This is a genomic window from Arthrobacter sp. efr-133-TYG-120, from assembly GCF_030209785.1.
Lineage (GTDB): Bacteria > Actinomycetota > Actinomycetes > Actinomycetales > Micrococcaceae > Arthrobacter.
Genome location: NZ_JARVRI010000014.1, coordinates 190,419 through 209,878, shown reverse-complemented (window position 1 = coordinate 209,878; position 19,460 = coordinate 190,419). Strand labels below are relative to the sequence as shown.

Genomic DNA, 19,460 nt, shown 5'->3' with positions numbered 1-19,460 from the left:
AATCGTCGGCGCACGCTCCAGGAGGACATCACACATCATGCCAGGCGACCCCAGCACCCGCACCTCCCACGCCCGGCGTCCCGCGGCCACAGCAGAGTCCGAAGCTTGGCGGGATTACCCGTTGGCGGAGATCGACGAACTCATCGCGGAGCTAAAAATAAAAGTGGCGCGCTTTACGTTCTTCCGGTCGATCCAATTCGGCGATGAGAATTCGGAACCCGGAAACGGGGCTGCCTTCGAATCGATGATGGATGCTCTCGAGGACATTTCGGCGGCAGCACTGGGCATCGAATTAGCGTCCCACCAGGAATTTCTCCGGATTCGCCCGGTTACCAGACCCTAGCTCGGCGGACGGTCTTTGCCGCCTATAGAGTCAGGGTCCGGTTGATGACACGCGCTGCCGTGTCATGCAGATTCTGGTTGTTGGCGCGTGCAAATGAGCGCAAGCGCCCGAACGCCTCTTCCATGTTGACTCCGGCAGTGTAGGCAATGACCCCCTTGGCCTGTTCGATGAGGACCCGGCTGTTCAGGGCGCGCTGAAGCTGTTCGTTGACAACCGCCGATTCGCGGATGGTGCGTTCCTGCAGGATGCCGATCGTCGCAACGTCCGCCAGCGCTTGGCCGATGGCAACGTCCTCGGGCGTCAGGGCGCCGGACCGTTCGCCGAATAGACCCATGGCTCCGATGGTTCTTCCTTGAACGCGCATCGGTACCGCGTGGACGGAACGGAATCCCTGCGAAAGGGCGGCCGCCCGGAATTCGTCCCATTGGCCGGTCAAGGACGCTATGTCCTCCACGACCACCGGCGTTCCTGTCCGGTAGCACTCAACACAAGGACCGGAGCCCGCCTGCAGCTGGAGTATTTCAACCAGCTGGCTTCGCTCGCTGGTGGAGGCCAGGACTTGCAGCTCGCCGTGAGGATCTGCAAGCAGCAACCCGGCGGCGGCGGCATCGAGCAGATCCACGGATGCCTCGACGAGCGCATGGAGCAAGTCCAGCACGTCGTAGTCAGCGACCAACGTGTTCGTGATCTTTACGAAGGCCGCGCTGACGCGCTCGGCGCGGCTTGTCGTCACCATGTCGCCATATTACTGCAGACCGCCGCTGCCGTGCGCGTCATTCCCCGGGGCAAAACTCAGGCGTCCCTGCAGCACTGCCTCGGCTGTTTCGCGCAATGTCAGCGCATGCGCGAACGCGTGTGCACGCATCAACAAAAGTGCATCGGCAGCGGAACTCCCTGATTGTGCCAGGACCATTCCCGTGGCCTGGTGGATCTCCCGCCGGGACATCAACGCCGCTTCCACGGCGGGGTTTGTGTCGGGCGAGTTCACCGACAGAACCCCTCGCAACAAATGCCATGCCGTTTGGCCGGCAAGGACCGATGCTGTCGCATAATCGGCGTAACTCAGGCTCCCCGGTTTCGTATTGTGGAGCTCCACAACCCCGAGCTCCAAAGCGCCCAGGGTCACCGGGAACACAAACAGCGCCGCAGCTTCGGTCTCCAGGACTGCTTTGCTGAAAACCGGCCACGAGTACGGATGCGAATTTCGCACATCGGGGACAAGAACCGGGAGCTTGGTGCGCAAGGCTTCCCACCTTGGACCTTCCCCCAAATCAAACTGCAGCTCATCAAGCTTGGCCGCCAGTTTGTCGCTAGCGCACACGAGGGTCTCCGACGCGGCCCCGCCGAACATGGACACGGCTGCACCGCTTACTGGTAGCTGGGTCAGAAACGGCGTACAGAGCTCAGCGCCAGCATCCATGGTGAGCCTCAGATCCCCGAATCTTCCTTTGCGGCAGAACCCGGTTGAACGCGGAACCGGAACAGCTGCTCTTCACCGCTAAGAATAGACCAAGCTACGCGGCCGGAGCCTGCGAAATCCTCACCATGTTGCCCGAAGGATCGCGGAAGGCGCAGTCACGGGGACCCCACGGCTGGTCGATCGGCTCCTGCATGACCTCCGCGCCGGACGCCCTGACCTTCTCGAAGAGCGTGTCGACGTCGTCGGAGCGGAAGACGATCGGCCCCAGGACACCCTTGGTGAGCAGCTCCTGGAGGGAGTCGCCGTCGGCCTTGGACCGGCCCGCATGCGGTTCGGATAGCACGATTTCAACACCCGGCTGGTCCTTGCTGCCGAGAGTCACCCACCGGAATCCGCCTTGCGCGACGTCGTTGAGCACCTCAAGGCCGAGGGCGTCCCGGTAGAAGGTGAGCGCTTCGTCGGGATCGTTGACAGTGATATGTGAGTACTGCAATGAAATAGTCATGGCAACGACGTTAGTCCGGGGCGTTGACGAGCGCTTCTTGAATCCTGCTCGCTTCTTTCCGGAGGGTCACGGCGTTCCGAAGCCGGCGTCGCCGAGCACCTTCTTGCCTTCGCTTCCCGTCACCAAGGCGATGAACGCGGCAGCCAGGTCCTTGTTCTTGCTGGTGCCAACGGTGCCGATCGGGTAGGTGTTGAGGGCCTTGTCCGACTCCGGGAAAGTGATGCCCTTGACCTTGTCCCCTGCGCCCTTGACGTCGGTGACGTAGACGAGTCCGGCGTCGGCCTCCCCTGAGGCGACCTTGCCCAGGACGTCAGTCACGGAAGACTCTTCACTGACGGGCTTCAGGGTTGTGCCGGTGGCCTTTTCGATGGTTTGGGCCGCGGAGCCGCAGGGTACCTGGCTGGCGCAGAGCACCACCTTGACGCCCGGCTTGGCGAGGTCCTCGAAGGAACTGATCGACGCCGGGTTGGACGGCGGGACGGCAATGGTCAGGACGTTGGTGGCGAAGTTCTTGGCCGTTCCGTCGAGCAGCTTGGCGTCGGAAAGCTTGCCCATGTTCTTCGTGTCAGCCGAGGCAAAGACGTCCGCCGGAGCGCCTTGGGTGATCTGGGTGACGAGGTCAGAAGACCCGGCGAAGCTCAGGGCCACTTTTGTACCCGGGTTCGCAGCTTCGAATTCGCTGGCCAGCTTGGTGAACGTTGCCTTCAGCGAGGCAGCCGCGTAGACCGTCACCGTGCCGGAGAGCTTTGGTGTTTCGCTTGCGCTGGCGGATCCGCCGTTTGCGGTGCCTGCGGGAGTGCTTGAACCGCAGCCTGTCATGCCGGCCGCGAGGGCGCCGGCGACGAGCACCGCGGCGAAAGGTTTGGGGATGATCCTCATATGGTGCTCTTTCCTTGGGGAGTTTCGATGATGACCGTGGTGGCCTTGACCACGGCTGTGGCGACCGAGCCGAGTTCGAGCCCGAGCTCGCGGACCGCTTCGCTGCTCATGAGGGAGACGACACGGAAGGGACCGCACTGCAGTTCCACTTGTGCCATGACCTTGTCGGCCGTGATGCCGGTGACCAGGCCGACGAAACGGTTGCGCGCCGAGCGGCCCACCCGGGTGGGATCCTCGGGCAGCTGGGCCTGGTCCCGCGCGACGTGGGCAAGTTCCAGCCCATCCACGGCCAGCCTGCCTGAATCATCCTTGACCGGAGTCAGGATGCCGTTCTCGGTCCAACGCCGGACGGTGTCGTCGCTGACGCCGAGGAACCGGGCCGCTTCAGATACTCGAATATTTGGCATGGCTTCAGAATAATCCTCAAATGCGGTGGTGACGCTATGAAACTTCCGCAAATCAAATGTGACTCGTATTTCCGGCGGCGCTCTGCCCGGGTTAGTGGACGTCCCGGACGCAGCAGAGGTCCCGCCCCATCGGGGCGGAACCTCTGCTGAAGTCGTGGCCGGCTACGGCCTGAGTCAGTCTGCGCCGACCGCCAGCGCTTCCAGACGCTTGCTGGCTTCGTTTCGGCTGGGCCGCGTACGTATCTTCGCGACGCACGCGGGCATGGCAGCCACGGCCAGGTGCTCGCGAGCGCGGTATGTGCTCGGCGGCACGCCGACGAGTTCAGTGAACCGCGAGCTGAAGGAGCCAAGTGACGTACAACCGACCTCCATGCACGCGTCGGTGACACTCATTCCGCCGCGCAGGAGCGCCATCGCGCGCTCGATCCGGCGGGTCATGAGGTAATTGTAAGGGGTCTCGCCATAGGCGGCGCGGAACTGCCGCGAAAAGTGCGCCGGTGACATGAACGCATGGCTGGCCATGGTGGGTACGTCGAGAGGCTTGGCGTACTCGCGGTCGATCAGGTCACGGGCCTTGCGCAAGTACGTGAGCCGGGCGATGTCTTCCGGGGTCATGCCACGAGCGTACCTCGGCACGCCCGTCACTTCCATGGTGCCCGACGCCGTCCCGTCACCGCCGCGACAAGCGCACCGGCCGCTATTGGCCGCCGGCCCTCGCCTTGAGCGCCTCGGGGATCAGGGCGCGGACCACTTCGGGCCGGTCCGAGAGGACGACGACGTCGACCCTGCGGTTGAGTTCCATCAGCGCCTCGGTGGAATCATCGTTGACCTGCCTGGCGGATCCGAAGGCAACGGCGCCGATGTGCCCTGGAGAAATTCCTCCATGGTCGACGAGGTACCTGAGGACGTTGACGGAGCGGGCGGAAGAAAGCTCCCACGTAGAGGGGTATGAGGTGACTCCGTTGGCCGCGTGGCCTTCCACCATGATTTCAAGGGCCGCCTTCGCCATGGTCGGGGCGATCATTCCAAGGACCTGGCTCGCGCGGGGCGTCAGTTCCGGCCGGTCGGGTTCGAAGAAGGTCTGCGATCCTACGAGTTTCACGGTGAGTCCGCGTTCGTTGATCTGGAACTGCACATTGGCTCCCAGCCCCGCGGCGTCGAGCTTGGACTTCATGTCGTCGCGCAAAGCGGTGAGCCGGGCCGCTTCCTTGAGTGCGAGGTCCAAGTTGGAGAATCCCTGGGCGTCGGCGCTGGTGTATTCCGGCGGAACGACCGTCCCGCTGGCGGTGTCCACCTTCTGGCTGGCCACCGTGCCGAACCCCGTGGCGAGAGAATTGCGGAGTTTGTCGAATTTGGCCTGGTCCACGGTGGACATTGCGAAGAGCACGATGAACATGCACATGAGCACCGTGACCATGTCCATATAGGAAGCCATCCAGCGTTCGTCGACGTGTTCTTCCGCCGGAGGTGAACCGCGGCGGCGCCGCGACCTCATGCGGCCTTGGACGAAGCGAATTTGCCGGGGCGGGCTTCGTCGTCGTCGCCCTTCTTTGCGGATTTCGCCTTGCCGAGGCGGTCCGGGGGAACCATGGCGCGGAGCCGTTCGGCGAGCAGGAGGGGCTGGGTCCCGTTCTGTACCGCCAGCAGGCCCTCCATCAGGAGGGTCATGCGTTCGATTTCGAGCTCGGACAGTCGCTTGAGCCGCGAACTGAACGGCAGCCAAATGAAGTTCGCGGACAACAAACCCCAAAGCGTGGCCACGAAAGCGGAGGCGATCATTGGTCCCAGATGATCGGGTGAGGAGAGGTTTTCAAGGACGTGGGTCAGCGATACCACGGTGCCGATAATGCCGATGGTCGGCGCGTAGCCGCCCAGGCTCGCGAAGAACTTGGCGGAGACGTGGTCGCTGCGCATCTTGGAATCGATCTCGTCCTCCATGAGGATGCGCAATTCTTCGGCATCGGTGCCGTCGGCGATGTTCTGGAGGGCCCGGGCCACGAACGGATCCTTCTCGTCCGCGGCCGCCTCTTCGAGGGAGAGAAGCCCCTCGCTCCGCGCCTTCTCGGCAAGGCTGATCAGCTGGTCGATACTGTCCTGCGGCTTGTCGGTCTTTCCTTTGAACGCTTTGGGGAGGTCCTTGAACGCCCGCACGGTATCGCGGAACGTGTTCCCGGCAAGACCTACGGCAAGGGTGGCACCGAAAACCAGGACCATGGGCGCGGGAAGCAGGAGGGCCATGAGATTGGCGTCTTCGAGGGTCACCATGGCGACCACCGAGCCGAAGGCCAGGAACAGGCCGATTATTGTTGAGGGATCCATGGCTTACCTTCCGTCCGGGTCCGGTGTGCGCACGAGGCTCAAGGGATAGCCCGTGACGGTGGGGAGGTCCTGTGCCCGCCGAAGAATATAGGCGCGGTAGTTCGCAATTAGTTCCACGACCTCCGCAAGGCTTTCGCGCACAACATAGGTAGCGCCGTCGAGGGTCACCAGATGGGTGTCCGGGCTTTCGTGGATCCGTTCAATGATGTCCGGATTCACGGCAAAGCTGGTGCCGTTCAGGCGGGTGACAACGATCATGGGCCGTTTCTGCTTTAGGTAGGGAGGCGCTTGTAGGAGTGCGGTTCAGTTCCTACTGTCGGCCGGAGGCTCGCTCCCGTTAGGCAGTGTCAGCGCAGCGTCGCTGGGCGCACGCGTACCGGTGCGAGGATTCCGATGATCATGACGGCGGTGATGGAACCTGCCGCCATGATCGCCGCGAGCACCACGATCTGGAAGCGACCTGCCTCAAAGGGAGAAACCCCGCCAAAAATCGCCCCGACGAACGCGCCGGGCAGGGTGACAAGTCCCGTCGTCTTGGTTTGATCGGTTGACGGGATCAGGGCCGAATAGACGCTCCGCCGGGCAAGATCAAGGGTTGCCTGCCTCGGGGTGGCACCGAGCGCGAGCCAACCCTCGACTTCCTCCCAGTGCTCGTAAACGGATTCCTTGAAGCGCCGGCCGGCCAGGACTGCGATGGTCATGCCGTTGCCAATGACGATCCCGCCGATCGCGAGCGCATAGCGGGGAGTGAACGCGATGGCTCCCGTCGCGAAAATGACGGCGAGCGTCATTCCGATGCCAGCGGCCATGGAGCCGCTGACCAAGCCCAAATGATGAAGGCTCCAGCCAATGCGTCGCGTGGCACTCATCGCGGCCACGGCAAACATCACCAGCAGGGCTACTGCGACCCATAGCGGGCTGGTGATCACACCGCCCAGAACAAAACTGATCGTGGCGAGTTGCACGGCTCCGCGAAGGATGGCCAGTGCGGGAGCGAAAGGGTGAGGGGTGCGGAACGCCAAGAGCAGTGCCAACGTGGCCGCCATCAGGACGCCGACGCCGAGGAAGGTCGGCAGGAATTCGGCGAGACCGGGCATGGAGCCAGCTTATCGACTGCCGCAAGGCACTCGCTCAACCGACGACACACCACCTCCGCGCATTAGGTCATGTAAATCTTGCGTAATACATGTGATTCCCGTCACAATGGGGCATTCTGGATGGAAGTTTAGGTATGGCTAACCTAAAGTTTCAAGCTGTGAGCCCGCACTTACTTCCCCCGGGCTCCCTTGGATTTGCTCGCAGAAAGAAGCCCTCATGAAGATCCGCGCACATGCGCTGGCCGGCATCGCACTCGCCGCCACTGCAGCCCTGAGCCTGGCCGCTTGCGGCAACGGCACCGCCTCCTCCGCAGCCCCCGAGTCCGCTGCTACTTCCACTAAAGTGGGTGGCGAAATCACCGTCTACAACGCCCAGCACGACACCCTGACCAAGGAATGGGTGGACGCGTTCACCAAGCAGACCGGCGTCAAGGTCACCATCCGCCAGGGTTCCGACACCGAGCTCTCCAACCAGATCATCCAGGAAGGCGCGGCATCCCCGGCCGACGTCTTCCTCACGGAGAACTCCCCAGCCATGGCCCAGGTTGAGAACGCCGGCCTCTTCGCGGACATCGACAAGGCCACTGTGGACCAGGTCCCGGCCGCATACCGTCCGTCCACCAACAAATGGACCGGCATCGCCGCCCGCTCCACTGTCCTGGTGTACGACAAGACCAAGATCAGCGACGACAAGCTGCCCAAGTCCATGCTGGACCTGGCCAAGCCGGAGTGGAAGGGCAAGTGGGCTGCTTCGCCGTCCGGCGCTGACTTCCAGGCAATCGTTGCCGCCCTGCTCGAACAAAAGGGCGAAGCAGTCACCTCCGAGTGGCTCAAGGGCATGAAGGACAACTTCAAGGCATACAAGGGCAACAGCACCGCCATGAAAGCCGTCAACGCCGGCGAAATCGACGCCGCCTTGATCTACCACTACTACTACTATGGCGACCAGGCGAAGACCGGCGAGAACTCCAAGAACGTCACCCCGTACTTCTTCAAGAACCAGGACCCCGGCGCCTTCCTGTCCGTCTCCGGCGGCGGCGTGCTGAAATCCTCCAAGAACTCCGCAGCTGCCCAGGCCTTCATCAAGTTCGTCACCGGCAAGCAGGGCCAGGAAGTCCTCAAGAACGGGACCTCCTACGAATACGCGATCGCTTCCAACGTCGACTCGAACGCTAAACTCGTTCCCATCAAGGATCTGCAAGCTCCCACGGTGGATCCGGCCAAATTGAACTCCGCAAAGGTCACCGACCTGATGACCAAGGCAGGACTGCTGTAATTCTGTGACCACTGATCTATCGGCTCGCATCTCCCCGGAAGTTCCCGAGGCTTCGGCGAGCGCGACGACGGCGGGCAGGGGCAAGCGCCCCCGCCCGCCTTTCGGCGTTTCTGCAATATCCCTCCTGGCCGTGCTGATCGCACTGTTTTCGCTCATCCCGCTGGGGTACGTCGCTTACATGACGGCCGCGACCGGGTGGGACACCGCCGTCGCACTCATCTTCCGGCCGCGCGTTGGCGAACTGCTCCTGAACACCGTCATGCTGGTGGTCTTCACGGTGCCGATCTGCCTGGTATTGGGAGTCGGTGGCGCGTGGCTCGTGGAGCGGACCAGGCTGCGAGGGCACCGCTGGTGGGCCGTGGCCCTGGCGGCCCCGCTGGCCATCCCGGCGTTCGTCAACAGCTATGCGTGGGTGACCGCCGTGCCCTCGCTGGAGGGCATCTGGTCCGGCGTACTCATCGCCACACTGTCGTATTTCCCGCTTGTCTACATTCCCGCGGCTGCGACCCTGGGGCGTCTCGACCCCGCGATTGAGCAGTCCGCGGCCTCCCTTGGCTTGGGACCGTGGGCCATCTTCTTCCGGGTTGTCCTGCCTCAACTCCGGATCGCGATGACCGGTGGCGCACTCCTGGTGTCGCTGCACCTGCTGGCCGAATACGGCGCGTTCGCGATGATCCGCTTCGACACGTTCACCACCGCGATCATGACCCAGTTCCAATCCACGTTCAACGGCACTGCCGGGAACATGTTGGCAAGCGTCCTGGTGTTCTTCTGCCTCATCCTGCTCCTGGCCGAAGTCAGGAGCCGCGGTAACGCACGCTATGCCCGTATCGGTTCCGGCGCGCAGGCCAAGCCGACCAGGCTTCCCTTGCACCACTACCAGCTTCCCTCCCAGCTCGCCCTGCTTGCGCTCACCGTTTTGGCCTTCGGATTGCCGATCTTTTTTGTCCTGCGCTGGGTAGTGGCCGGTGGCGCCCGCGTCTGGTCGGCCGACGAATTCCTTCCGGCTCTCCTCCAGACCCTCGCTTATGGCACGGTAGGCGCAGCGGCGACTATCGTCGTCGGCTTCCCCATGGCCTATCTGGCCGTGCGGCACCCCAGCTGGTTCAGCAAGATGCTTGAGCTCTCGAATTACGTCACCAGTTCCCTGCCCGGCATCGTGGTGGGCCTTGCCTTCGTCACCGTGAGCATCCGAATGGTCCCGGGCGTGTACCAGACCTCCGGGGTCCTGATTGCAGCCTATGTGCTGCTGTTCCTGCCGCGGGCCCTGGTAAACATCCGCTCCGGGCTGTCCCAGGCTCCCAAGGAGCTCGACGAAGCCGCACAATCGCTCGGCAAGGCCCCCCTGGTGTCCTTCCTGAAAGTGACGCTGCGCCTCACAGCTCCGGCCGCCGCCGGCGGGGCCGCGCTGGTGTTCCTCGCCATCGTCAACGAGCTGACCGCCACGCTGCTGCTGTCCCCCAATGGCACGCACACCCTGGCCACCGAGTTTTGGAGCAAGAGCAGCGAGATCGACTATTCGGGCGCGGCGCCGTATGCCCTGCTCATGATCCTGTTGTCTGCCCCCATGACGTACTTGCTTTTCCAACAGTCCAAGAAAGTAGCCGGACAGTGACCGAACAATCCCCCTCAAGGCTTCCGTCACCCCGCGTGGCGGCTTCGGTGGCCCCCACCACCAACACGCATCTGGACATCGCCGAGGTCACCAAGAACTTCGGCTCCCAGGCTGTACTGAAGGGCGTGAACCTCTCCGTGGCCAAGGGTGGGACCACCGCTATCGTCGGTCCATCCGGATCCGGCAAGACCACCCTGCTGCGCTTGATCGCCGGCTTTGAACACCCGGACACCGGCTCCATCAGCCTCAACGGAAACAAGGTGGCCGGGGACGGGATCTGGGTACCGGCCCACAAGCGGCATGTTGGCTATGTGGCCCAGGACGGCGCGCTCTTCCCGCACCTTACCGTGGGGCAGAACATCGCGTTCGGACTGGACAAATCAGCGCTCGACGGCGGCCGCCGCGCCGTGAAGGCCCGTGTCCAGGAACTGCTCGACATGGTTTCCCTCGATGCGGACATGGCAAAGAGGCGCCCCCACCAGCTTTCGGGAGGCCAGCAGCAACGGGTGGCGCTTGCCCGCGCCCTGGCCCGCGAACCGCAGCTCATGCTGCTCGACGAGCCGTTCTCAGCGCTCGACGCCGGCCTCCGCGTGGCCACGCGGCGCGCCGTGGCGAAGGTGCTGAACGAAGCCGGAGTCACCACCATCCTGGTGACGCACGATCAAGCCGAGGCCCTGTCCTTCGCGGATCAGGTGGCGATCATGCGCGGCGGGAAACTGGCGCAGATCGGCAACCCGTTCGTTGTGTACACCCGTCCCGCGGACCGGGCAACGGCCGAATTCCTCGGCGACGCAGTCATCCTCGACGCGTGGATGGAAGGCTCCCTGGCCACGTGTTCGCTGGGCGGCATACCCGTACGCCGTCCGCCGGCACAGGGCCTCGTGCAGTTGATGCTCCGCCCCGAACAGATCCGGATTGCTCCCGACGGTCCCATCCGCGGAGTCGTGGTCGACACTGACTACTTCGGCCCCGAGACCACCGTGCGGATCAAGCTCGCCCCGCGCGTTGCCGCCGCCGGCGCATCCTTGGCCTACCCGGGAGGTGGCGAAATCATCACCATCCGGCACTGGAACGCTTCCATTACCAAGCCCGGCACGGAACTGTGCCTCCGCGTGGTGGGCGAAGGCGTGGCGTTCCCTGTGGAGGATTAGGGGCGACGGCCGGCGCAGTGCCGGACCGTGGCGCGCCTCGGCGCATGCGTGCTAGCATCGTGGCGATCGTGATCAATCAGCAGGAGGTGAGTCCCATGAACGCAGTATCCGCAATGGGTGCTCCCCTGCAGTCCACGATCGCGCAACTGAACTAGTCGCCACCGGGAGCGCCAAACAGGCAATTCGCGAAAGGCGACTCCCATGAACACAACACCTTCTTTTCCTTTGCACTCCCGCGATCGGGCGCTGGTCCTCGGTGGCGGCGGATCGACAGGCAATGCCTGGCTGATCGGCGTCATCGCCGGCCTCTTCGATGCCGGGCTGGATGTGACCGACGCCGATCTGACCATCGGCACCTCGGCCGGATCAACGGCCGCGGCCCAGATTGCCGGCGCGACACCAACTCAACTGTTCGCCAACATCCTTGACGCCGTCCCCCCGCAACGGCCCGCTCCGGTCGGGTCCGGGCCGGGACGCGCATCGGCCAGGCCAGTGGTGAACCACCTCGAGCGGATCAACAAGATCATCGCCGATGCCCAGGATGTGGCTGACATGCGCCGGCGACTCGGCGCAGCAGCGCTCGACATGGATGCGGCGTCGGATGGCGCCTGGTCAACGCAATGGCGCACCACTGTCGCCACCCGGCTACCCAGCCAGCACTGGCCTGAACGGACAGTGCTCATCACGGCGGTCGATGCCCGTAACGGTGAACCGGTCGCGTTCGACCGCCATAGCGGCGTCGACTTGGTGGATGCAATCGCCGCCAGCTGTTCCAGCGGCTTGCCTTACAGGATCGGAGACAAGCGGTACCTCGACGGCGGCTATCGATCCAACGCCGAGAATGCCGATCTGGCAGCCGGATACGGACGGGTCCTGGTGCTCTCACCCTTCGGTGGCAGATCATTGCAACCGCTGGAGTGGGGCACGCATCTCGCGACGCAGGTCGACGAACTCCGCGCAGGCGGCAGCAGAGTCGAGACGATCTTCCCGGACAGCAACTCCGAGCACATGTTCGGCGCCAATGCCATGGATCTGTCGCTGCGTCCGCCCGCGGCCCAGGCGGGTTACGAGCAAGGCAGAGCCCTTGCCGGGCAGCTCTCCGAGTTCTGGAGTTGAGCGGATCGAAACCTACTGACGCTGCAGGCGTGACGACAACCGTTCATGCCTAGGAGGCCGACCGAGGCGGTCAACCGCCGCCTCGGTCATCTTCGCAGCTCAGTCCCGGCTACCTGAAATTGAGTGGCCGAAAGTCATAAATTGAGTAGCGACGGACTATGGATTCATAGCGTCCGTCTAGGCATCGCCTCGATCAAGGAAGCGTGTTTTGACTCCTAAAGGTGCTCGCGACATTCCTATTTCCCTGCTTCTATTTGCATTGGTAGCGGTTCTGCTATTCATAACGGCCGCCGGATATATGCAGCTCTGGTGGTCAATACTTGCTGGCATCGCGCTTGTTGGAACCGGCATCGGAGCTTTCGCTGATTTCCAGCGTCGCAAGAACTAGCTTTCAAGGTTTCAGATTAGAACTCCCGAGGTTACCGACTCCGGGACAGGCATAGCCTTATGGCATGACCGCAAGCTACAGATACGACGTGGAGATCCTGCATCTTCTTGTGTCATCGGGCCATGCCTACTTCGGCCGGGCACGCGATGGTGCCGCCGAGGTGCCCACCACGGATGCCGAGCAGGTCGACGTCGTAAGCGGCAAGGGCATCGTCGGTGACCGATTTTTCGGCAAGGCCGCGCACATGGATGCCGCAGTGACGCTGATAGCCATCGAGTCGCTCGAGGCGATGGCCGCTGAGCTGGGGGTCGCGCCTTTTGACCCGCTCCTCACGCGCCGCAATGTGGTCCTCAGGGGAGCCCACCTGGCTCCCCTGCTGGGCGAAGAATTTGCCTTGGAATCGCGGGGCGGCGTTGTCCGGTTCCGCGGCGGACGTCCGGCCCACCCCTGCGCGTGGATGGACCAAGTCCTGGCTCCGGGCGCGCACGCCGCCATGCGCGGGCGTGGGGGCGTGCGCTGCCAACCGCTTTCGGATGGCACCCTGCATCGTGGCACAGCTGTGCTAATTAGTCCCGTGCCGCTTGTTCCTGACAAGGCCGGCGAGGCCACGTTCCACGGGGCTTCGCGGCTTCCGTAGGTCCATTCTTAGGACTGCCGTGGTTCCGTTTCGGATGTGATGATCGCGGCGTTGGCCTGGTCGGCCAAAGAGCCCTGCCGACGACTCGCCAGGAGGAACGGCACCGCGATCAGCTCGATAACGCCGCTGATCGCGAGCGAGGCGGAGTAGCCGTAAACATCGGCGGCCCGGCCGAGCAGCGGCTGCACCACCACTCCACCGCTTGATCCCATCAGCGAGTCGAAGCTCAGCACTGTTGCCCGCTGCTTCGACGGGATCATGTCGTTCACGTAGGCCTGCCGTACCGGTGTGGCCGCCGAGTCGACCATGGCCCAGAACGTCAACAGCGCCAAGGCCACCCAGAAGACATTCGTGAACCCGAGCACCACCAGAATCGATGCGCTCACCACTCCACTCAGAATCAACACCGTAGTGCGTTTGCGAACGAGGCGCCGGATACGCGGTGCAAGCCATCCGCCCACCACCTGCGCCCCCGCCACGATTGCCGCTGCCAGCCCGGCCACCGAGTACGCGCGCGGGTCACCGAAGAGCTGAAGCAGGTACGGCTGCAGGGCATAGAACACATAGATCCCGACGCCGGCACTGAACGGCGCTGCCAACATCACGTACCGCACGGGTGGATTTTTCAAACCGTTCTCGATCGAGGCGTCGAGGACAGCACGGGTCGCCTTGAGTGGATGGGCAGAGCGCTCGGGGGTGAAGCCGACGTCGTGCATCAGCAAGAAGGCCACCACGAACATGGCGAGGAGCACGCCCACGCGAATCAGGAACGGGACTCCCAGGTTGGTGGCCTGCGCGATCACCCCGCCAGCCACTGAGCCCGCAAGCATGGCGGCACCAGACACCATCTGTCCCCGCCCGAGCACCGTCTCCAAGCCACCCTCATATCCAGTGAAGCGCAACGCGTCGACGAGCCAGGCCTCCACTGCACCCGAGAAGAAGGTGAAGCCCAAGCCGAGCAACACCGACACCACGGCCCACCACAAGAACGGGGCCGAAAGCTGCCAGAGCAGAAAGTAAAGGTAGGTGGATCCGGCCAGTGTCACCGTGCCAAGAAGGAACGAAACGCGGCGTCCCCAACCATCGGCCACCACTCCAGTGGGCACTTCGAAGACGACCATCCCGGCAGTGAAGAAGGCGTTTGCCGCAAAGGCCTCAAGATTGCTGAGTCCGGCATCCAGTAGGAAGAGGGTATTGATCCCCCAAATGAACGAGGCCGCAAGGGTATTGCCGAGGGTCAAGGTGAGGTAGACACTTTGGATCTTTCGGGCGGCGGGGTTCATTGGAACGACGGCCCCGCCTTGGCGAGGGGGAACCACGAGGCCATTCTCGTCCGCTTCGGATGCGCACGCCAGAGGCGGACGGGACGGGCTTGAGGGGAGCCCACCGCAAAGCACACCTCACGCCGGCGAAGCCGATCACAACGTCGCCCATCGGGTGATTATCGACGGCTGCGAGGTTGAGCCGGTGGCGGCGGAAGGAGACCCGGGAACCGGAATCCTTCCCGAGCAAATATGGAAAATTTCTGCTGATTTCCGGGATTTTTCGGTGGGCAGGTGTTCTTCGACCTAAGAATGTCAGTGGTCCCTGGGATGCTTTGGTTATGGCCGGAATTCGGGAAACCCAGCTGATGGGGACGGGCGCGCCAGTCGGCGGCGCAGGTCCGGATGCTGCTGTCTCGTGGGCCGAAATAAGAGACCTGCTCGGTGCGGTGGCCTCGCTCCGGCCAGGCGCCGACGGCGCTGAACTGATTGACCAGCTGCGGGCACTGGAGGATTTCAAGTCCGCGGCCGCGGCTGCGCAGGCCCGGATTGCCGTCTCCTTCGATGCGGCCCAGCGCAGCGCCGAGACGAACCTGGGCGTCCCCGCCGACGAGCGCGGCCGCGGCGTCGCAGCCCAGATTGCCTTGGCCCGGCGGGAATCCCCCGCCAAAGGACCCCGATTGCTGGGTTTGGCGAAGGCCCTCGTGACCGAGATGCCGCATACCCTGGCCGCGCTGGATTCGGGACAGCTGAACGAATGGCGCGCCACCCTGCTGGTGAAGGAAACAGCCTGCCTGTCCGCCGAAGACCGCTGCGCCGTGGACGAGGAGCTCGCCGCCGACACGGGAGTCTTCGACGGCGCCGGAGACAAGACCATCATCTCCGCCGCACGGGCCGCCGCCTACCGGCGGGACCCCCGCTCCGTCACCCAACGCGCCAGCCGTGCCGCGGCGGAGCGGCACGTGAGCCTTCGCCCGGCACCGGACACCATGACCTACCTGACCGCCCTGCTTCCCGTCGCCCAGGGCGTGGCCGTGCACGCGGCCTTGACCCGTCATGCAGACTCGCTGCGCTCCGGCGGGGACGCGCGGTCCCGCGGGCAGATCATGGCCGACGCCCTGGTCGAACGCACCACCGGCACCCCCGGCGGGATCAGTGGGGTTGAGGTCCAGCTCGTCATGACCGACCGCACCCTCTTCCATCGCGACAGCGAACCGGCGCGTCTCCCGGGCTACGGGATTGTCCCCGCTGCGTGGGCACGGGCAATGCTGGTTGGGAACGAGGGCCAGGCGGAACCCGGCCAGGCCGGTCCCGGCGGCCAGTCCGCGGACCGGGCCTTCAAGGTCTGGCTCCGGCGCCTCTACACAGCCCCCGGAACCGGGGACCTCGTCGCCGCCGATTCGAGAGCCCGGCTCTTCCCGCCAGGCATGAGGCGCTTCATCCAGGCCCGCGACGACACTTGCCGGACACCCTACTGCGACGCACCGATCCGCCACTTCGACCACATCATCCCCTGGCACGACGGTGGACACACCACTCTGGCCAACGGCGCGGGGCTATGCGAAGCCTGCAACCACACCAAAGAACTCCCCGGCTGGACAGCACAAACCGGAGCAGCAACAACCCAGCACGGGACACGGCATGTCCTGGACATCCGCACCCCCACCGGACACCACTACCGGTCAACAGCCCCGCCCCCGCCAGGAACCGGGCTATCCATGACCACGGCGGCGCCAGATTCCAGAAGCCACCGACGCAAGCTCCGACACCATGCAAAGGCGCTTAAATACGCCCAACCCGCCAAACTGCGGGCCGCCTAAGTAAGCTATGCCGAGCCGGACGACGTGTCTTTCGGGCCCGCATCTTTCGGCGCCGCATCTTTCGCAGCGAGCGGCAGGGTGATCCTCATGACCGTTCCCCGCGGCCCGCTGCGCTCAACCTCCACAGTGCCGCGGGCCCCGGTGATGATTTCACGGACCAGCGCCAAGCCGATTCCGAAGCTGCGCTGGCCTGGTGCGCCCTCCGGACTGTGTGTCCTCACGAAGCGGTCAAAGATCCGGGTCTGGTCCACGCCTTTGATCCCAGCCCCGGAATCCGAAACCGTGACCACTGCGCGGTTGCCGAGCACCGCCGTCGTGATCCCCACCTGGCCGCCAGCTGGGGTGTGTGCCAGCGCGTTGTCGGCCAGCGCGAGGAGGGCACGTCGGAAGCCATTGCTGTCAATGAGCGCGAAGGGGCGGTCCTTTTCCGTCAGGGTGACGCGGACGTTCTTCTCTCCCGCGAGCTGTTGCAAGCTCTCGACAACGGCACCCGCCACCTTGGCGAGATCGCTCGGCTCTGCGGCTGCGTCCGGAGGCGAGCCGGTGGCTGCGACAAGCAATTCGTTGACGATGCCGGTGAGGGTAGCTGTGTCATTTCGGATGCGGGCGAGCGCTTCCCCCGTTTTTGAGTCCGCGGCGGCATCGCGCTGGGCGAGCTGGACCCGTGCATCGAGGATGGCGAGGGGCGTGCGCAATTCGTGGCTGGCGTCCTGAACGAAACGTCGCTGCAGGGCAAGCGCTTCGCCAAGGGGCCTGATGGCGCTCCGCGCGCTGAGCCAGCCGATGGCACCGGCGAGGAGGATCCCCGCAATGCCGGCAACGATCATGGCCTTCAGGAGGTCCTTTGTGTCCAGATATGCGTAGACGGAGTCGGTTTCGCCTGGTCCCGGCAGCGTTGGATGCTGCGCCTGGTTGAAGAGGTAGATCGCGGCGGCCGCAAGCAGGCAAAGAACCAAAACCGCGCATGCCGCGCTGATCCGCACTGCGATCTTCAGGGAGGCTCTGCGGAGCGTCTCCTGGTCCGGGTTCTCAGTCATGGGTGTCGTTCTCAGTCATGGGGGTCGCCGATCTGGTATCCGAGGCCGTGGACTGTCCGGATCACCGTTTTGGAAATCTTGCGGCGCAAATGGTGGACGTAGGTGTCAATCACGCCCGGCTGGTCCGTGGGGTGGAACAAGGCGTTGATGAGGTCTTCACGGGTAAACACACGCTCGGGTTCGCCGGCCAGGATTTCGAGGAGCCCGGCCTCCTTCGCCGTCAGGGTGACGACGGAACCGTACACGGAGCGCACGGAGCGGGCACCGGCGTCGAACTCCCAATCCCCGATTCCCAGGGTCTGGGGCGGCAGCGCGTACGTTCGGGTGAGGGCTCGCAAGCGGGCGGCCAATTCCATGGCGTCGAACGGCTTGCTCATGTAATCGTTCGCCCCGGCGTCGAGGCCCCGGATCTTCTCGTCGGTGGCACCGAGCGCCGTCAGGATCAGGATCGGGGTGGCAATCCCCTTGGCACGAAGGGCCTTGATGAGTGCGATGCCGTCCATGACCGGCAGCCCCCGGTCAATGACCATCGCATCCCAACTCTGTGTCAGGGCGAGGTGGAGCCCGTCGCGCCCATTGACAGCCAAGCGGACAGAGAAGTCCGGCTCCAGGAGTTCGCTGATGAGCGGCCCCAGGGCGGAGTCGTCTTCGACCAAGAGGAGGGCCGGCCGCTCAGCTGTTGTCATGCTGCCTATTCTTCCCCGGCGTGCCCGTTCGCGGCGCCTACCTTGACGTTGCGCCGCTTTTTGAGCAACTCGACTCCCCACGGCAGGACGGAGACCAAAACCATGATTACGGCAATGGCGTCAATGTTGTTTGCGATGAACTCGTAGTGTCCCAGCCACGAGCCCAGGAGTGTCACGGAGGTCGCCCAAATGACGGCCCCGGCGATGTTCCACAGGGTAAAGGATTTGTAGTTGTAGCGCGCGATGCCTGCGCTGAGCGGCGCAAACGTCCGCACAATGGGGACAAAGCGGGCCAAGACGATTGCGGGGCCGCCGCGGCGCTTGAAGAATTCTTCGGCCGCATCCAAGTGGGCGGTTTTCAAGACCCGGGCGTCGTCCTTGAACCATCGCCGTCCGAACTTGCGCCCAAGCATGTAGCCGATCTGGTCTCCTGCGATGGCGGCGGCTGATACGACGGCGATCAACACAGGCAGTTCAAGCTGCAGTTGCTGGTGAAGCAGGCCCGTGGTGAACAGCAAGGAGTCACCGGGCAGGAAAGGGAAAAGGAGACCGGATTCGATGAAGACGATCAGCGCCACTACCCCCAGCGCCGCAGGGCCCAAGCCCTGGAGGAGGGTGGTGGGATCAAGGAATGCGGGCATGGCGGAAAGTACGTGCATGGGGTCCTCCTCAGGATCCGTGTGCTTGGGTTGGGGCTGCTCCCGAGGCGGCTGCCTCCGAGGCGCCTGCTTCTGATGCAACGCCAAACGGTAGCCGCGCGAAAACCCGCGGGGCGTACCGGTTCCAGAACCCGGCCAAGACGATCACTGCGGCGCTGGTGGCCAGGAATGACGCCACAACGTCGCTGGGGTAATGGACTCCGATGTAGATACGCGACCACGCCACCACCACGGCCATGACAGCACCGGCCCACGCAGTGATGACGCCCCACCGGCTTCCCCGGACCAGGAAGTACAGAGCGAAGGCGAGCGCTACGGCGAAGGCGGTGTGGCCGCTGGGAAAACTGTTGGAACCCGTTTCCGGAGCCAGGGGGTCGAAAAGAAGCGCGGGGTTGGGCCGGTGGCGGGCAACGATAAGTTTGAATACCTCGCTGGCAACCCAGCCCGAACATGCGAAGAGCACAAACATGACAGCCCGCACGAAGGACTTGCGGACCAGGCAAAGGTACAAGCCGATCACGAGGACAATGCAGACTCCCGCTACGGGGGCGAAGAGGACGTTCAAAGCCATGGCCGCGGTGGTCAGTGCGCCCACGTGATGGCGGCTGAGTTCCTGGTCAATACCGAATTCCCCAGTGGTCAGGCCTGCTACCGCCTGCACGCTGAAGCCAATGGCAAGGACGGCCGCGGCGAGGACAATGCCCCACAGGAGCCAGAACCTCGTCTGGGGAAGCAACGGCACACTGTGACGGACGACGGCGGAAGCGCGGCCTTCCGTGGAAGTGTTCTGCTTGGGGTGTGATCGCATGGTGTCTCCGGTTCGGGGTGACGGCCGTTGTGCGG

At 64.0% G+C, this 19,460-nt stretch carries 22 protein-coding genes; 7 read left to right on the top strand and 15 right to left on the bottom strand.

Annotated features, from left to right (window positions below; all coding sequences use genetic code 11):
• Nucleotides 1-37 precede the first annotated feature (37 nt).
• Nucleotides 38-343: a hypothetical protein gene (locus QRN51_RS09240; RefSeq protein ID WP_284989591.1), complete on the top strand. Its 306-nt coding sequence runs from the start codon at nt 38-40 to the stop codon at nt 341-343.
• 22 nt (nt 344-365) lie between these two features.
• Here QRN51_RS09240 and QRN51_RS09235 read toward each other — a convergent pair whose 3' ends face one another.
• The 10 genes from QRN51_RS09235 to QRN51_RS09190 form a co-directional block, all read right to left on the bottom strand.
• Nucleotides 366-1,079: a GAF and ANTAR domain-containing protein gene (locus QRN51_RS09235; protein ID WP_059388224.1), complete on the bottom strand. Its 714-nt coding sequence runs from the start codon at nt 1,077-1,079 to the stop codon at nt 366-368.
• Nucleotides 1,080-1,088: 9 nt separating this feature from the next.
• Nucleotides 1,089-1,763 carry a GAF and ANTAR domain-containing protein gene (locus QRN51_RS09230; RefSeq protein ID WP_059388225.1) on the bottom strand — a complete coding sequence of 225 codons (675 nt, stop codon included), beginning with the start codon at nt 1,761-1,763 and terminating at the stop codon, nt 1,089-1,091.
• 94 nt (nt 1,764-1,857) lie between these two features.
• Nucleotides 1,858-2,268: a VOC family protein gene (locus tag QRN51_RS09225; RefSeq protein ID WP_059388226.1), complete on the bottom strand. Its 411-nt coding sequence runs from the start codon at nt 2,266-2,268 to the stop codon at nt 1,858-1,860.
• Between the two features lie 66 nt (nt 2,269-2,334).
• Nucleotides 2,335-3,147: a molybdate ABC transporter substrate-binding protein gene (modA, locus tag QRN51_RS09220; RefSeq protein ID WP_284989590.1), complete on the bottom strand. Its 813-nt coding sequence runs from the start codon at nt 3,145-3,147 to the stop codon at nt 2,335-2,337.
• On the bottom strand, nt 3,144-3,554 hold the full coding sequence (locus QRN51_RS09215; RefSeq protein ID WP_059388228.1) for a TOBE domain-containing protein: 411 nt from the start codon (nt 3,552-3,554) through the stop codon (nt 3,144-3,146). The genes modA and QRN51_RS09215 overlap by 4 nt, the downstream gene beginning before the upstream one ends.
• Before the next feature lie 174 nt (nt 3,555-3,728).
• Nucleotides 3,729-4,169, bottom strand: a complete 441-nt coding sequence (locus tag QRN51_RS09210; RefSeq protein WP_284989589.1) for a helix-turn-helix transcriptional regulator — start codon at nt 4,167-4,169, stop codon at nt 3,729-3,731.
• An 82-nt stretch (nt 4,170-4,251) separates the two neighbouring features.
• Nucleotides 4,252-5,049: an OmpA/MotB family protein gene (locus QRN51_RS09205; RefSeq protein ID WP_059388229.1), complete on the bottom strand. Its 798-nt coding sequence runs from the start codon at nt 5,047-5,049 to the stop codon at nt 4,252-4,254.
• Nucleotides 5,046-5,873: a motility protein A gene (locus QRN51_RS09200; RefSeq protein WP_059388230.1), complete on the bottom strand. Its 828-nt coding sequence runs from the start codon at nt 5,871-5,873 to the stop codon at nt 5,046-5,048. The genes QRN51_RS09205 and QRN51_RS09200 overlap by 4 nt, the downstream gene beginning before the upstream one ends.
• Nucleotides 5,874-5,876: 3 nt before the next feature.
• Nucleotides 5,877-6,131, bottom strand: a complete 255-nt coding sequence (locus QRN51_RS09195; protein ID WP_059388231.1) for a flagellar FlbD family protein — start codon at nt 6,129-6,131, stop codon at nt 5,877-5,879.
• Between the two features lie 89 nt (nt 6,132-6,220).
• Nucleotides 6,221-6,970 carry an ABC transporter permease gene (locus QRN51_RS09190; RefSeq protein ID WP_284989588.1) on the bottom strand — a complete coding sequence of 250 codons (750 nt, stop codon included), beginning with the start codon at nt 6,968-6,970 and terminating at the stop codon, nt 6,221-6,223.
• 217 nt (nt 6,971-7,187) lie between these two features.
• On the opposite strand from QRN51_RS09190, the gene QRN51_RS09185 reads away from it, so the two are divergent.
• The 5 genes from QRN51_RS09185 (at nt 7,188) to QRN51_RS09165 (ending at nt 13,153) form a co-directional block, all read left to right on the top strand.
• A complete protein-coding gene (locus QRN51_RS09185; RefSeq protein ID WP_284989587.1) occupies nt 7,188-8,246 on the top strand; it encodes an iron ABC transporter substrate-binding protein in 1,059 nt (352 codons plus the stop codon).
• Between the two features lie 4 nt (nt 8,247-8,250).
• Nucleotides 8,251-9,861, top strand: coding sequence for an ABC transporter permease (locus QRN51_RS09180; RefSeq protein WP_284989586.1), 1,611 nt, complete (start codon nt 8,251-8,253; stop codon nt 9,859-9,861).
• Nucleotides 9,858-11,012 (top strand): ABC transporter ATP-binding protein, encoded by a 1,155-nt coding sequence (locus QRN51_RS09175; protein ID WP_284989585.1) that lies wholly within the window; start codon nt 9,858-9,860, stop codon nt 11,010-11,012. The genes QRN51_RS09180 and QRN51_RS09175 overlap by 4 nt, the downstream gene beginning before the upstream one ends.
• A gap of 201 nt (nt 11,013-11,213) precedes the next feature.
• Entirely contained in the window at nt 11,214-12,128 is a 915-nt protein-coding gene (locus tag QRN51_RS09170) for a patatin-like phospholipase family protein (RefSeq protein ID WP_284989584.1), read from the top strand.
• A 452-nt stretch (nt 12,129-12,580) separates the two neighbouring features.
• Nucleotides 12,581-13,153, top strand: coding sequence for an MOSC domain-containing protein (locus QRN51_RS09165; protein ID WP_284989583.1), 573 nt, complete (start codon nt 12,581-12,583; stop codon nt 13,151-13,153).
• Between the two features lie 8 nt (nt 13,154-13,161).
• Here the strand turns inward: QRN51_RS09165 and QRN51_RS09160 are convergent, their stop codons facing one another.
• Entirely contained in the window at nt 13,162-14,436 is a 1,275-nt protein-coding gene (locus QRN51_RS09160; RefSeq protein ID WP_284989582.1) for an MFS transporter, read from the bottom strand.
• A 320-nt stretch (nt 14,437-14,756) separates the two neighbouring features.
• Here QRN51_RS09160 and QRN51_RS09155 point away from each other — a divergent pair, with 320 nt between their 5' ends.
• Nucleotides 14,757-16,235, top strand: coding sequence for an HNH endonuclease (locus QRN51_RS09155; RefSeq protein WP_284989581.1), 1,479 nt, complete (start codon nt 14,757-14,759; stop codon nt 16,233-16,235).
• A 5-nt stretch (nt 16,236-16,240) separates the two neighbouring features.
• On the opposite strand, the gene QRN51_RS09150 is transcribed toward QRN51_RS09155, so the two are convergent.
• The 4 genes from QRN51_RS09150 to QRN51_RS09135 are packed head-to-tail and all read right to left on the bottom strand — an operon-like array spanning nt 16,241 to nt 19,425.
• Nucleotides 16,241-17,272, bottom strand: a complete 1,032-nt coding sequence (locus QRN51_RS09150; RefSeq protein ID WP_284989580.1) for a sensor histidine kinase — start codon at nt 17,270-17,272, stop codon at nt 16,241-16,243.
• Between the two features lie 11 nt (nt 17,273-17,283).
• Nucleotides 17,284-17,958 carry a response regulator transcription factor gene (locus QRN51_RS09145; RefSeq protein WP_059388236.1) on the bottom strand — a complete coding sequence of 225 codons (675 nt, stop codon included), beginning with the start codon at nt 17,956-17,958 and terminating at the stop codon, nt 17,284-17,286.
• Between the two features lie 5 nt (nt 17,959-17,963).
• A complete protein-coding gene (locus QRN51_RS09140) occupies nt 17,964-18,617 on the bottom strand; it encodes a DedA family protein (RefSeq protein WP_284989579.1) in 654 nt (217 codons plus the stop codon).
• A 10-nt stretch (nt 18,618-18,627) separates the two neighbouring features.
• Entirely contained in the window at nt 18,628-19,425 is a 798-nt protein-coding gene (locus QRN51_RS09135; RefSeq protein ID WP_284989578.1) for a phosphatase PAP2 family protein, read from the bottom strand.
• Between the last annotated feature and the right edge of the window lie 35 nt (nt 19,426-19,460).